Here is a 14,305-nt window from a genome sequence, read left to right on the forward strand (position 1 = left end):
TTTATTGCAGCGCAAAGAGGTCGCTATTCCTGCGCAAGAACGGGAAGTCCTCGCTCGGTTCAAAGGTGAAGGGAAAAAACTACTGTGTGAGCCATGAAGCAACGTTGCTTCGGCGCAGCGGGTATCGCCCAGCGGAATGACGGCTTCTGGCTAGCTTCGTCCCAGAACCGGACAGACCGCTTCCGGCCCATGTCGGCCGTAGCGATCAGCCCTGCTGCCGCCTGAAAGCAGACATTGCACGCGATCACGCTGAAGGTCGCGGTTGCGCCAGGACCTGCCGTGAGCCCAGGCAATCGGATTGAGAGCGTTTTGGTGCAGCGGGCGCGCATTCTTAGGCGGTCCGATTGACATTTTGAGTATGTGCGCTTGACTGCCTCGATGGATCATCAGCAGGGCGGCAAGGAGATCGCTTCATGGCTGCAAGGCTTGGGCCTTGAGCAGTATGCCGGCGCATTCATCGACAACGACATTGAACCGACAATTCTACCAAAGCTCTCCGACGATGATCTTCGGGAGCTTGGCGTAAAATCTGTTGGTCACCGGAGAAGAATCCTGACCGCCATCGCCGAGCTCTCGCGTCCACCGGCCCAACCGGCGAAAGCAGACGACGATGCCAAGCGGGATGCTCTGCAAAGTGCAGTATCTAAGCGAGAGGGGAGTGAGGCAGAGAGGCGCCACCTCACAGTCATGTTCGTCGACCTCGTGGGATCGACCGCGCTGGCGTCGACGCTCGATCCTGAGGACTTGGGCTCGGTCATAGCCGCATATCAATCGTTGGTCGCCGCAGAGGTCGCCCGTTATGATGGCTATGTCGCCAAATTCATGGGCGACGGCGTGCTGTGCTACTTCGGCTGGCCACACGCCCACGAGGAGGACGCCGAGCGGGCGGTCCGCTCTGGACGCTCCATAGTGAAAGCTGTCGCCAGTTTGCGCAGTCCCGGTCAAGTGCCACTCGCAGCTAGAGTGGGAATTGCCACGGGATTGTGCGTCGTCGGAGAAGTCATCGGGACTGGGTCCGCACAAGAAGAAGTCGTCGTTGGCGAAACACCCAATCTCGCCGCTCGGCTGCAAGCCCTGGCCCAACCGGGATATGTGGTGGTCGCCGAGAGCACGAGAAAGTTGCTCGGCGAAATATTCGCGGTTGAGAGCTTGGGGCCTATCGAGCTGAAGGGATTTTCGATACCCCTCTCGCCGTTTCTGGTTGTCGGGGAACATGCCGTCGAGACCCGCTATGACGCGCGCGTCACGAGCGCTCCTCAAATCATGTTCGGAAGGGACCTCGAACTCGGACTTGCTCTCGAACGTTGGGGGCAAGCGAAGAGGGGCGAAGGCCAGCTCGTGCTACTCAGCGGCGAGGCGGGTATCGGCAAATCTCGCATCACCCGCGCCTTGATAGACGCGGTCTCTCAAGAGAAACATGTGCGGGTGAGCTATCAATGCTCGCCGTATTACTCTGGCTCGCCGCTTTATCCAGCTGTTCAGCAACTCCGCCGCACTATCGGTATTGAAGAAGCCGACGGGGATGAAGAGAAGGTCAGAAAACTCGAAGGCACCAAAGGTCCAGCGAATCCGTTGTTGCCTATCTTCGGTTCCCTGCTCGATCTTCAAAACTACCAGAGCGATGCTTTGACGGGCCTGAACCCGCAGCAGCTGCGAGCGCGAACGCTTGACGGATTGTTGAACGACATCCTCGACGCTGCAGCAAGGCTGCCATTGTTGTTCGTGATCGAGGACATCCACTGGATTGACGCGACAACGCTCGAATTGTTGGATCAATGTGTAGAGCGGATTCAGCACGCTCGGGTCATGATGATGGTGACGACGAGACCGACCTTCGAACACGGCTTTGGCGGACATCCCATAGTGACGAAATTGGCGCTTAATCGCCTGGGCCGTGAACAGACCACCGCTTTCATCGAGAAACTCGCTGGCGATATTCGACTACCGGCCATCATTGTAGACAAGATCATCGCCGCGACGGATGGTGTGCCGCTGTTCATTGAAGAGCTGACAAAGAGTGTTCTCGAAGCCCGCCACTTCGATCGCACAGCCGTCTTCGACCAAGATCATGCCAGACTCGCAAATCTCGACATTCCGCTAACGTTGCACGATTCGCTGATGGCCCGCCTCGACCGATTGCAGCCGGTCAAGGAAGTTGCGCAAATGGCCGCATGCATCGGCCGCGAATTCCGCCACGACCTCCTCGGATCGGTCACGCGGCTCAGCGCTGCCCAGTTGGAAGAGGCGCTCGATAAGCTCGTGGATGCCGAGCTTGTCTTCCGCCGAGGAAGGGGCCCGGACGCACGATATACGTTCAAGCACGCGCTCGTTCGCGATGCTGCCTATCACAGTATGTTGAAATCGGTGCGCCAGGACATACACAGCCGGCTGGCCGACAAACTCGGCATGGAGTCGACGGCCGAACCGGAGCTGGTTGCACATCACCTCATAGCGGCAAAGCGGTATCGTGAGGCAGCTGAATGCTTCCTCCAAGCAGGGCGCGCTGCCGCGGCGCGATATGCCAATCCGGAGGCGGTCGCGCATTTCACGGGCGCGCTGGATGCCCTGGAAGCGGTCACTAGCTCGGGCGATACAAATGAGCTTGAACTCAGAATCCGGATTGAAATGGGCGTCCCGCTGAACGCGTCAGCTGGATATGCGTCGGAGAAGGTTGAAGCGAACTTTCTCCGTGCCGAAGAGCTTTGTATATCCACGGGCCTCACCTCCAACCTCTTTTTTGTCCGACGTTCGCTTTGGAACTTCTACCTTGACCGGCCTGACCTGCACCGGAGCCGAGACCTGGCCAAGCAACTGCTTGCCGAAACCTCGTGCGGAGAAAACGTTGAAGAAACGACTTTGGCGCATCGGGCGCTCGCCACTTCCTATTTCTATCTCGGTGCCATTGGGGATGCCGCACGGGAAGCCGAGGCCGGAATCAATGCTTGGGCGACCTCCAATGGGGATTTCGATGTCGCAAGATACGGAGAGGACGGCCCCGCGATCTGTCGGAGCTATCTGGGCGTGGTGCAGGTTCTCGCAGGGCGGGTCGACACCGGGCTCGCCAATTGTGCGTCAAGCGTTGAAACCGCGGAGCGGCTCGATCATCCGCTCAATCTGGCATTTATCCTCATGAATCTCGCCATTGCCCGACGGTTCCGCAATGAGCCGGCCGAGTGCCGTGAGATCGCTGAACGAATGCTCATATTAGCTGACAACCGCAGGCTGGCATCCTGGTCCGGAGGTGCTCGCACGGTGCTCGGCTGGGCTATCGGCAGCAACCTGCCCGACGAAGGGCTCAGAATGCTGCGAGACGGCATGAACCGATGGCGCTCGACTGGCTCTGAGCTGCACTTGCCACACTTCTATTCGTCGATTGCGGACGTTTGCCTCCGGCATGGACGGATCGATGAGGGTCTCGCGGCAATCGAGAATGCTGTCGAGGCGATGGACAAGACCGGCGAGAAATGGGCGCAGGCTGAAATAGAACGTATTGAGGGTTGCTTGGTCGCCAAGGCGGATGTGACCCGAGGGATGAAAGTCCTAACTAGAGCCTATGATACTGCGATAAGTCAGGGCGCGTGTTGGTTGGCGGTTCGTGCTGCAACCGAGTTGGCCAAGCTCTCAAGAAGGTCGGGCCATGAGCTCCGAGCTGACTATCGGAATCAGCTTCAGATTAGCGAGATCGCTGAAGGCCTAGAAACCTCGGTCATCCGCGAAGCTGCTGCCGTTCTCTAGATCACCGTATCGGTGCTGTAGGCTGACTAGCAGGCACTGGAGATGAGGGGCTGAACCTCAGCTGCCAAGCGCCAGGGTGATCCTGAGATCTGCTCGCAAGGGTCTGCTTGTGGGGCAGAGCGGGTGATGCTCGCCGACCCATTTGAGTGTCCGCTTCGGGTCAGTTCACGTCATGCACGCAGTGCATCTGAGGTCCGCTTCTGAAATTCCACGCCTCGAAGCGGCCAGTCGGCTCCCGGCCAATTTCAGTCGTCCCGATCACATGCAGGGGCGTAAAATCGGCGGTGCATTGTGGGGCAGGGAAGGGCGCATTTCTTCCCCCTAAAAACGACCTCACAGGTCATTGGCTAATTTTGCTTCTATCACCCCGTGGCGCGCCCAGTTTGGCCCGCGAACACGAATGCTTAAGTCACGCATATTCAAAGCGATTTTGATTTGAGCGTGACAGGGCGTGATCGAGCATGCCAGACGGGTATCGAGAGGGCTCGTTGTGCAACTTCCTCTCGACGTAAGCTATCTTGTTGAAATATATCGTAAAAATCCCTATACCAGAGAACGTGAGGGCCGGCTTCTGGGGGCGGTATTGGATGCTCCTCCGTCACTAACCACGCTCACTCACCGCCGTTCATGCTGAAGCGCTTTGACGCACGGCACGCCACTGTATTCTTTTGATCCCACGTCTCCAGTTCCTCAATTGGATACAACACGGCTTTGCCAAGCTTGACGTACGCCGGTCCAATTCTCTTGGCTCGCCAATTTCGCAGCGTTCCAAGAGAGATGGTGCCGCGATAGCGTTCCCAGACTTCCTCAGCTGTCAAAAACTTCCTGTTGTCCATCAAGCTTCCCAAATGTCCGACTTCGGAAACATGGGAGCAGGCTCAAGCACGCTCCCAAACCCTTGGTCATGCAGTTGCGTGGCCATGAGTAGGTATGCGCATCGGAGATAAAAGCCGCTGGGTGAGGGAATAGAAGCAGTGGATATGTCTGGATAGAAATCGGATCAACTGCCAACAGAGTGTGCAAGGCCGGTCGACCCGAGCCAACCGGAGAATGAGGAGTGCGATCTCCGGTCCCATCGCATCGACCCGTTAGTTTTTGGGTTGATGTCAGAGACGAATTGGATGAAGGCGACGCCTTTCAGCGAGTTTGAGCCAGGCAAGAAGGCTGAGCGGGGCGAGCGCAAAAAACACGAGGCGAACTACTCTCGAAATCTCATCCCCATGTCGCAATCTAGAAGTGACTGGATAGTCAGAGGATGACCGCTCGGTGACCACGAGTTGGGAGCCGAGGCCGTCGTCGATCATCGCCAAGCGGCCCGATGATTGTATAAGTTGCCGCCCCACTAGGAAAAAGGCCGGCGCCCTCGCTGGGAGGTTGCCCGAATGGCGCCGGCCAGACGGTCCTTTTCAGGTCCGCCGCTCTCCAAACATAGCTGAGTCTTTCCGTTGCGTCAGGTCGTGGCGGACTACGCTTTGGCTTTCCGCTTCCCAGGTGCCTTCTTGGCTGGTGCGACGGGTTTAGCCTTGCGGCCAAGTCCGATGGACTTCGCCAGTTGCGAGCGCTGAGCGGCGTAGTTCGGAGCCGTCATAGGATAGTCGTGCGGCAGGTTCCATTTGGCGCGGTAGGCGTCCGGTGTCAGGCCGAAGTCCGTGCTAAGGTGCCGCTTCAGGGATTTGAACTTCTTGCCGTCTTCGAGGCAGATAATGAATTCCGGCGTCACTGACCTCTTCGGGTTGACTGCGGGAGTTTGCGGTTCAACGACAGGCGAGATCGGCGTGCCAAGTCCGGACAGCGAAGCATGAACCGAAGCTATCACGTCCGGCAAGCCAGACACAGGCAATGGATTGTTGCTGACATATGCTGAGACAATGTCGGCGGTTAGCTCAGCTAGTTCGGTAGGGCGGCTGTCGGATTCGTTGGTCATTGGTGGTCCTTTTGCCTGATTTATCCCCTCTCTATTGGCTGATGATCAACGACGCAACCGTCGTCTTAAGCCCGATCTATCGAACTGCAGTGGAGCCAATGCAGAATTCGTAAGGTCTTCGGACAACCCTTTGATGTTATTTCCGAAGTAGTTGCTATCGTAGAGCGAATGAGGCTTGTGAAGCGAAGCTACCTGCCCAGCCTCTGGTTTGGCTGGGGTTCCCGGAAGCTTTCGAATTTTCTGGGTTGCGCCCCAGCCCGAGTTGCGCGTGCTTATAGACAAGGTGGGACACTAGATTCGGTGTTGGGCAGTTTGGAACGCATCGACTTCTGGCAATGGTGCATTCTTGATTCCGCTCGTCAGTTCGCTCCTCCAGTTCTCCACGTGCTGAGCTGCAGCTTTGCGCCCCATTCCGGCTTTTCACGTGGAAGCAGGGCACCCCGTTAGAGGGCCGACGGACTTCCCCTCGCTTAGTCAAACAAGGAGGACGAAGGCCTCGTCCTTCAAGATTGCCGATTCTTATGTTAATTTCCGAGCTGCCAATGCGCGCACAAGGCCCATTCCTCAGACTTGGAGCCCGCGATGCCCCCAGTGAATGAGACATCCTTCGAGACGGCTCTGGGCGAACGTGTCCAGGATATGGTTGAGGCTTGCACACGATGTGGCAAGTGCGCTGAGGTTTGTCCAAGCGTAGCGCCCGCCGGCATCTCGGATGAGACGTCCGAAGACCTCATTGGCGGTGTTCTCGATCTTGTGCGAGACGGTAGCGGTCCGGAAGCGTCCCGCAAATGGGCAGCCGCTTGCATGCTCAGCGGAGAATGTATCAAGGCGTGCGATTACGGCGTCAATCCTCGCTTTCTCCTTACCATGGCGCGCCTTAGCGCTGCGAAGTCCGACAAGGAGCTTGCTGAACGACGCAGGGCAGGCGTGGAGAGATACCGGGAGGTCAGCCGCGGTGTAACGATGCTGTCGCGCTTGCAACTCGATACGGAGGTCCTGGAAAGGCTGGGTCAAAAATCAGCGTCAGTATCCATGCCCACCGAGCCGGCGGACTTTGTGTTTTACACCGGCTGCAATGTGCTGAAGACGCCGCACATTGCCTTGCTTGCGCTCGATATCATGGATGTGCTCGGTGTCAGTTACCAGGTCATGGGCGGTCCGAGCCATTGTTGCGGTATCGTGCAACTCAAGTCCGGTGACGCCGAGATGAGCGGCCGCATGGGTTCGAGCTCGATGGAGAAGCTGTCGCACTCCAAGTCGGGACAGGTGATCACCTGGTGTCCGACCTGCTACGTCCAGTTCACGGAAAACATCCTGCCAACGGTGGAACGACAGCGCGGCTCCCGCCCGTTCGAGATGAACCCATTCCTAAGATTTATCGGCCAGCGGCTGGCGCAGTTAAAGCCGCATCTGCAGCACAGGGTCGAGATGCGCGTCGCGCTGCACAAGCATCCTGGCGTCGCAGGCATCGTGGAGGCCGCCACCGAAATCCTTAAGATGATCCCCGGCATCTCGCTTGTCGATCTGAACCAGCCCGCTGTAGGTCTGCAAAGCGTGCATGTCGGTGCGCTTCCAAAGTTCAAGCGTGAGTTGCAGTTGAGGGAACTTGAAGCGGCCAGTGCCGCGGGTGTGGACGCCTTGGTTGCGGTTTACCATTCCGATCATCGCGAACTGTGTGCACACGAGCGCGATTGGCCATTCCGCATCATCAATATCCTTGAGGTGGTTGGTGAAAGCATGGGGCTGTATCGGCACGATCGCTACAAGGAGCTCAAGGTCATGCAGGACGTCGACCAGATCGTCAGCGAGTGTAGGGACCTGATAGCAAAGCACTCGCTCGATCCCCAAGATGCTCGTGACGTCGTTGTCAGAGTGCTACTGGGCGAGCAGCCGCTTCCTCTAAAGGTTAGCAAGCAAGTCGAGAATGTCGTGGTACCAGGTTGAATGTTGGCGTCCTGGCCATCGTATCATTTCGGGGCGGCGTAGCAATTTGGTCGCTTCCGGAGCGAGGCGGTGTTGTCAACCCATGGGGTAGCTGACCATGCCACAGCGCGTGCTGGCCAGATAAGGTTTCCGTCCATCTCAAGCTTCGCGTCTAGCTTCGACCTTCCATGGACTGGAGTCCATCATGAGACCGTCGGGCGTCGAATAGGAATTGAGTTCAGCCTTAAGCGCTTCGGTTAGGGGTTAAGTCCTAGCCGTCCAAGGCGCGGGCGTGGAAAAAGCGACTGAAGCGCACACATCGGCCATTCGAGATTAGAGAGAGCGGCGATCCTTGCCTGGTGCTGCAAAGCGCCTGAAACCGGGCAAAGAAGATGAAGAGACCAAGGAACGTTTGTCAGTCGGATGAGAAGACCTTGTCTCCGCGCAATCGCGCCGTTGATTGTGCCTTCCTTGATAGAACAGCTCTGCTGTTCGAACAACGCAACGGCCGAAAGCTGACAGCGGAGGATGCTCGAAAGATCGTAGAAAAAACGTCACCGGGTTCTCTGTTCTTTCGTCTCCTGGCTGAGTGGGAAAACATGGATTGAGCGAGGCGCTTTCCCTCGCTCCGCCGTGACTGGTTAGGAGACGAGGCTGGGAAGATGGTCAAGAAGACTGCGCAGATCGCAAATCGCGGTGGCTTGGTGAAGGCGCTGCTCTATGCTCGCGTTTCCTAAAAAGAACAGGAGAAGGAAGGCTTCTCCATACCTGCCCAATGCAAGCTTCTGTGGGAGGACGCGGCTCAAAAGCAGTTTGGCATTGCCCATCCTCGACGTCGAGACGACGAATAGCAGCGGGCGGACCAACTTCAATGAGATGGTCAAATACCTTCGCAAGCATCCCGGTGTGCGGGTTGTTCTGGTTGAGAAGACCGACCGTCCCTATCGCAATCTCAAGGACTGGGTGACGCTCGACGAACTTCACGTCGAGATCCACCTCGCCAAGGAATGAGTGGTCCTCTCGCAGGACTCGCGCTCGTCGGAAAAGTTCATGCACGGCATCAAGGTGCTGATGGCGAAGACCTACATCGACAATCTCTCGGAGGAAGCCCGCAAGGGACAGATGGAGAAGGCGGAGCAGGGCATCTGGCCTACCAAGGCTCCGCTGGGTCATCTCAACGTCACGGGGAGCGACGGCAAGAAGATCATTGGACCGAACGCTGAGTTGGCGCCGAGGGGACGCTTGATTTAGACGTCCAGGTCGCGAAGTTTTTCTCGAAAATATGCCCTGCTGACCGACGTTCCATTGCCAATCTTCTGGCCAGCGCAAATGAAACGATCCGTACTATTCGCGGATGAGCTTGTGAATGATGCTTTTGAGCCAGCGCCCGGCAAGCCGCCTGGACGCAACAAATTTCGCGGATTGAAGTTAATGGCTGATAGTTCGGGGGATTTCGCGATGCTTCTTGCCTTGGACGGCTGTATTGGCCGGCAGAGGAACAGATGCGGAAATTTTCGGCGTGATCGATCTCACCAGTAAAACGGAAACACGGATCGGCGCCATCAGCTTGGGGCGCTATCCAGTTCGTCGCCAACGCGTCCATGCTTGGATACGATGTTCGCAGTGCAATGGTCCTGTACGGGGAACCTGGAACGCCTAGCTTGAGGGTACGGGACTGCGAACATCGATGGACGCAATATGGTGGCGCTCTGCTCCAGCCATCCGAGCCCAGGGAAGGGGCTTGGACAGGCCTAGGCGCGGTTGCGCAACAGCACGCACCGCCGGATTGGCGTTGTTTTTGATTGCATTGCTATTTTAGCAGCCCCTTAATATCGCGCGTTGATTTTCAGCGCTTTTTGGGGAGAAGTGTCATGCCTAAGGTTTCGAATCTCTTTTTTAGAACGGCTGTTGTGTGGCTTATCCTGGGGATCGGTGCCGGCTTGCAGATGGCAATCTCCGGCGATCACGGTTCCTTCCCGGCCCATGCTCACATCAATCTGCTCGGATGGGTCACCAGCGCTATATTCGGTGGGTACTACGCGCTCAACCCGGCTAAGGCGGAGCGGAAAATCGCAATGATCCACTACGGTCTCTATAACGTCGGACTGGTGATCATGCTGCCTGCGCTGTATCTGATGCTGCATGGAGGGTATTCAGCGCTTGAGCCGGTCGTCGCCGCCGGCTCGCTGATGGTGGCTACTGCTGTGCTGATATTTGCCTTTGTGGTTTTCTCCAGCGCGAGCGTGCGATCGGTGTCGGGGCTATCTCCAGCCACCCGCTGAGGTCGCCAGAAGCGGTTTGAGCGACGATGCTACCGTTCGGCAATCAACCCCTTCACTGCTCGTTGACATGTTGCAGGGTTGATCCCTAGCCACCTCTTGGCCCGCCCTCGGTTCCCATTCCGGGCGGGCGTTTTTTTGCCTGTGGTCGCCCGCAGCGGGACTGCTACTTCTTTCGAGAAAATTTGAGAATCGTCAATGGTTTCGGGCTCTAGTGGCTCGTGCCCGGGCTCTTCATGCCAGAAGACTTGTCGTAGGTCGCGCTGATCGACCTTCTGGCCGCAGTTCGGGCAGTTGTAGAAATGGCCCTCTTCGCGGATCAGGTCGCCGCCGTGCAGCTTACCCGGAATGAGTGGCCCCAGGTCTATAGCTTCGTCATGGCCGACCGAACCTCGCGGGTCGCAATAAAAGTTCCGGAACCATTTTAGCGCATGCTAATTGAATCGCGGCTTTTGCGAGTCAGTGCATGCGTCTGAAGTTCATAGCCCCGTTGATGCCGACCCTGGTCGAGACGCCGCCCACGGGTGACGACTGGATTCACGAGGTGAAATTTGACGGCTACCGATCGCAAATGATCATCGATGAAGACGGCGCGCGCATCTACACGCGGAACGGTCACGAATGGACGGCGAAATATCGCGACCTGGTGCAGGAGGCGAAGAGCCTCGGTGCGGAAAGCGCCATCGTCGACGGCGAGATCATTGTGCTTAACAAAGCAGGGCTTTCCGACTTCGGAGAGTTGCGGAAGGCGATCACTCGGCGGCAGCACGACCTTTATTTCGTCGCCTTCGACCTGCTGCATCTCAATGGCCATGATTTGCGCGACACGGCGCTCGAGGAGCGGCGCGAGATCCTGGCCAGCATGATAAAGCCTGGCGGCCGAATCCAGTTCAGCGAGCCGCTACCGGGTGAGGCTAAGGCGATCTTTCATCTGCTCGATATGGCTGGTCTTGAAGGAATGGTATCGAAGCGGCGCGACAGCAAATACCGCAGCGGCCCGTCCACATACTGGCTGAAGGCGAAATGCTACTCGGTCGACGAATACGAGTTGCTCGGCGTCGAGCGTGAGGCGGGCAAGCCAGCCTTTGCCCTGATGGCCGACCGCGCGACCGGCCGCTATGTCGGCTCGGCCTTCATCAATTCGCGCGGTGCAATCCGCGATCGACTGTGGAAGCGCGTCCAGGAGCACGCCGGGCCGGCGCCGAAGGGGAGGAAGCGGCCGGCGACGCAATGGGTCAAGCCCGGCATCATCGGCCGCGTAAAGCATTTACGCGGCGAGGAAGATTTGCGGCACGCTTCCTTGCAGGATTTTCGGGAGGAATGAGAGATATGGGCAACGATGGTCCACCCATTGAGCGACGAGCTCATCCTCGAACGGCTGTCCTGAAGGATGGGGTCATCATTGCCGAGGGTGTAAGCATCAATTGCTCCGTCAGGAACCAGCACACACATGGTGCGGAGTTACGAGTTGATCCCGGCGTGGATGTTCCTGACAGGTTCGTCCTGCATATCCATGCTGACGATGCTAGATATCGGGCCGTGGTGCGCTGGCGAAAGAACGAGCGCCTATCCGGCCTTGAGAGTTGCAACAGCTGCTTGTTTCTGGGCAACCCTGGCCGCTCCGATTTCACCACACGCTGGCGCAGCCGATGACTGAACTACAGCTGTGTTTTTCGATGTTTGGATGGTTTCGGCCGAAGCACACCCTGCTAGGCCAAGAGTGGCTAACGCGATAACTGAATTCATTTGCCCGCCCCTCCCAAAGGCATCGAGACGACAAAAGGCGACTAAGTGAAACCACCTTAAGACAGGAAAGAGATAGGGGCATCAATCCTGTGCCAACAGCGGTTATAGTGGGTGATTTGTCTGCGGGCTCTGGGTCTCGCAATTGTCAGCAAACTATGAGAGCCATTACAAGTGGCGATATAACCGGCTAAAGGTCTTTGCGCACGGATCCTAAAATCGAAGCTCATGATGCGCGGGCGATTTGTGATGATTTGTTGACGCTGCGCAACCATATCGCCCATCACGAGCCAATTTTCCATCTTCCTTTACCAGCGAGGCTGGCAAGTCGTCGAGAACAACCACGCGATCGATACATTCGCCAGCAAGGCCGAGGCCTTCACCTTCGTCGATGCCAGGGGCGCTCGTGTCCGGTTATCCTGGGGACGGACCGTCATCGCGGGAAAAACCGTGCATTTCGACTTTGAGGGAAAGCTTTCAGGAGCAGGGCATCGGCCGTATCATGAAGGAGCAGCACGGACCGTCAGCGGGCAGCTGGTCCTGGACGTGCTTCGACGGCGGTGCACAAGGCCGGGCCGACACCAAGGGCGAGGCGGTGGCTGCTGTCGAGATCGCCTATACCCGCCGCATCGTCGGGTCGGATTTGGCGCGATAAGCCGAGGCCAGCATATGGCGCGCACGGGCTGGTAGACGCCGGCTTTTTTAATGGCGCCCGCGACAAGGGATACAATCGACCAGAGGTCAAAAATGAAACGAATTTCTTAGCCGTTTATTGATATGTGCGTGTTTTCTAATTTTCGCTATGTCCCTCATTTGCTTCACCCGATTTCGCCTCATGGCGACCGGTATATGCCGGGCTACAAGTGCAAATGTTGCCATCATTTTCGCCCTCAGCTTGCCGATCGTCGTAGGCGCGGCCGGCTTCGGCGTGGAGACCTCCTACTGGTACTACAACAGCCTGAAGCTGCAGGCGACGGCCGATGCCGCTGCTTACGCTGGCGCGCTCGAACAGATATCAGGTTCCGACAAGCCTACGATCGTGGCGGCCGCGACACAGTCGGCCGCTACGAACGGGCTGGGCTCGGGCACAATCGTCGTCAACACGCCGCCGGTGTCTGGGCCGAACACGGCGAAGAAAGCAGTCGAGGTCATCGTCGCTCAGAACGTCGACCGGATTTTCACCTCGATCTTCACGCAAGGCCAGGTGCCCGAGCAGGCGAGGGCGGTGGCCCTCATCACCGACGCTTCGAAGGCTTGCGTGCTCGCGCTCGATCCATCCGCTTCGCAGGCGGCGCTGTTTTCCGGCAACACCAGCGTCAAGCTCATCGGTTGCTCGGTCATGGCCAATTCGATCGCATCGGACGCCATCAAGCTCCAGGGCTCGGCGGGCCTGCAGGCCGATTGCCTGATATCGGGGGGCGGTGTTGCTCTCAGCAATCCCGTTACGACCGTCTGCGCGGCCCCGATAACCCAGGCGCTGCCTGCCGCCGATCCATTTGCCGACCTGCCGGCCCCTGCCGCCTCGAACCCCTGCCAGAACGCCAACAAGTCGACGTTGAAGCCCGGCACCTACTGCAGTGGGCTCAGCCTCAGCGGCACCGTCACGTTGCAGCCTGGCGTCTATGTCATCCAGAGCGGCGATTTCAAAGTGAATGCGAATGCCAACGTCTCCGGTGACGGCGTCACCATCTACCTCGCCGGCGGCTCACGTGTCTCGATGAATGGCAACGCCACCGTGTCCCTGAGCGCGCCGACTTCGGGCACCTATTCCGGCGTGCTCATGTATGGCGACAGAACGAGCACCGGCGGACAGAGCACTTTCAACGGCACGGCGGATTCGCTGCTGACGGGCGCGCTCTATTTCCCCAAGCAGCAGGTCAATTATCTCGGCAATTTCTCCGGCAAGAGCGGGTGCACCCAGGTTGTTGCCGACCTGATCCAATGGTCGGGTAACTCAACCATCAGTCAGGATTGCACGAGCCTGGGAATGCGCGACATTCCGGCGACGCAGTCCGTCGCGCTGGTCGAGTAGCCTTCCGTGGAACGCCGATCAAAGCCGATCCTTGGCGACGATGCGGGCGTTGCGGCAGTCGAGTTCGCGATGGTCCTGCCGTTCCTGTGCGCGGCGCTGCTTGGTATCATCGACGGCTGGTCCTATGTGACGAGCTCGCTGTCGATGCGCGCCGGCGTGAAGACCGCCGCGAACCTGATCATGGAAGGATCGACCAATGATACGGCGACGCAGGCCGTTGCCATTTCGAGCTGGGAGAAACGGCCGGCGGACGGCCAGGTCACGCTAAGCCGGATCTATATGTGCGGGACGACCGTGGTCGACGCCTCCACTCTGTGCAGCGGGCCAAAGGTGCCGTCGGTCTATGTTCAGATCCAGGCATCGGCCACCTGGACGCCGCCTTTCACCTTCGGCGTCTTTTCCGCTTCCAGCGTCATCGGCCATCTGGAGGTGATCCGTGTTCGCTAGGAGGGCTCACCGTTTCGCGGAAACGGCGAAGTGCCCCGGCTCTTTGTTTTGCCGCGATTCCTTGGGGAAAGCGCCGCGCGCTTTTCCCGGGAAAACGGTTTCACATTTTTCCTGGAATTGCGCTGGGGCAAGCGCCTTTAGGCGGGATCGATCAGCCGGGGCCGGACTGGAGTTCGCGCTGATCGCGCCGTTCCTTATCATATTGCTGTTCGGGATCTTCGC

The 14,305-nt window shown here is 58.1% G+C and carries 11 protein-coding genes and 1 pseudogene; 10 read left to right on the plus strand and 2 right to left on the minus strand.

The annotated features are described in order from the left end of the window. Nucleotides 1-378 precede the first annotated feature (378 nt). Complete coding sequence (locus tag JG747_RS19350; protein ID WP_202359830.1) at nt 379-3,735, plus strand: adenylate/guanylate cyclase domain-containing protein; 3,357 nt, start codon at nt 379-381, stop codon at nt 3,733-3,735. A gap of 611 nt (nt 3,736-4,346) precedes the next feature. On the opposite strand, the gene JG747_RS19355 is transcribed toward JG747_RS19350, so the two are convergent. Beyond that, nucleotides 4,347-4,571, minus strand: coding sequence for a helix-turn-helix domain-containing protein (locus JG747_RS19355; protein WP_019858515.1), 225 nt, complete (start codon nt 4,569-4,571; stop codon nt 4,347-4,349). A gap of 629 nt (nt 4,572-5,200) precedes the next feature. Further along, a complete protein-coding gene (locus JG747_RS19360; RefSeq protein ID WP_202359831.1) occupies nt 5,201-5,659 on the minus strand; it encodes a MucR family transcriptional regulator in 459 nt (152 codons plus the stop codon). 804 nt (nt 5,660-6,463) lie between these two features. Between JG747_RS19360 and JG747_RS19365 the strand changes: the two genes are divergently transcribed. The 9 genes and pseudogenes from JG747_RS19365 to JG747_RS37845 form a co-directional block, all read left to right on the plus strand. Then, nucleotides 6,464-7,603 carry a (Fe-S)-binding protein gene (locus JG747_RS19365; protein WP_244748143.1) on the plus strand — a complete coding sequence of 380 codons (1,140 nt, stop codon included), beginning with the start codon at nt 6,464-6,466 and terminating at the stop codon, nt 7,601-7,603. Between the two features lie 798 nt (nt 7,604-8,401). After that, a complete protein-coding gene (locus JG747_RS37030) occupies nt 8,402-8,593 on the plus strand; it encodes a recombinase family protein (protein WP_244748145.1) in 192 nt (63 codons plus the stop codon). 39 nt (nt 8,594-8,632) lie between these two features. Further along, the gene (locus JG747_RS37035; RefSeq protein WP_244748147.1) at nt 8,633-8,833 is read left to right on the plus strand and encodes a hypothetical protein; all 201 of its coding nucleotides are present in this window, start codon (nt 8,633-8,635) and stop codon (nt 8,831-8,833) included. Between the two features lie 620 nt (nt 8,834-9,453). Continuing rightward, a complete protein-coding gene (locus JG747_RS19375; RefSeq protein WP_202359833.1) occupies nt 9,454-9,864 on the plus strand; it encodes a hypothetical protein in 411 nt (136 codons plus the stop codon). Between the two features lie 463 nt (nt 9,865-10,327). Further along, nucleotides 10,328-11,185, plus strand: coding sequence for an ATP-dependent DNA ligase (locus JG747_RS19380; protein WP_202359834.1), 858 nt, complete (start codon nt 10,328-10,330; stop codon nt 11,183-11,185). An 882-nt stretch (nt 11,186-12,067) separates the two neighbouring features. Further along, nucleotides 12,068-12,259 carry a hypothetical protein gene (locus JG747_RS37045; protein ID WP_244748151.1) on the plus strand — a complete coding sequence of 64 codons (192 nt, stop codon included), beginning with the start codon at nt 12,068-12,070 and terminating at the stop codon, nt 12,257-12,259. Nucleotides 12,260-12,406: 147 nt separating this feature from the next. Then, nucleotides 12,407-13,636, plus strand: a complete 1,230-nt coding sequence (locus JG747_RS19390; RefSeq protein WP_202359835.1) for a pilus assembly protein TadG-related protein — start codon at nt 12,407-12,409, stop codon at nt 13,634-13,636. Between the two features lie 6 nt (nt 13,637-13,642). Beyond that, nucleotides 13,643-14,083, plus strand: coding sequence for a TadE/TadG family type IV pilus assembly protein (locus JG747_RS19395; protein WP_199643412.1), 441 nt, complete (start codon nt 13,643-13,645; stop codon nt 14,081-14,083). Continuing rightward, nucleotides 14,073-14,303, plus strand: a pseudogene (locus tag JG747_RS37845) (TadE/TadG family type IV pilus assembly protein); the annotation flags it as partial. The gene JG747_RS19395 and the pseudogene JG747_RS37845, both read left to right, overlap by 11 nt. Between the last annotated feature and the right edge of the window lie 2 nt (nt 14,304-14,305).

The sequence above is a fragment of the Mesorhizobium sp. 131-3-5 genome, assembly GCF_016756575.1.
Classification (GTDB): Bacteria; Pseudomonadota; Alphaproteobacteria; order Rhizobiales; family Rhizobiaceae; genus Mesorhizobium; species Mesorhizobium jarvisii.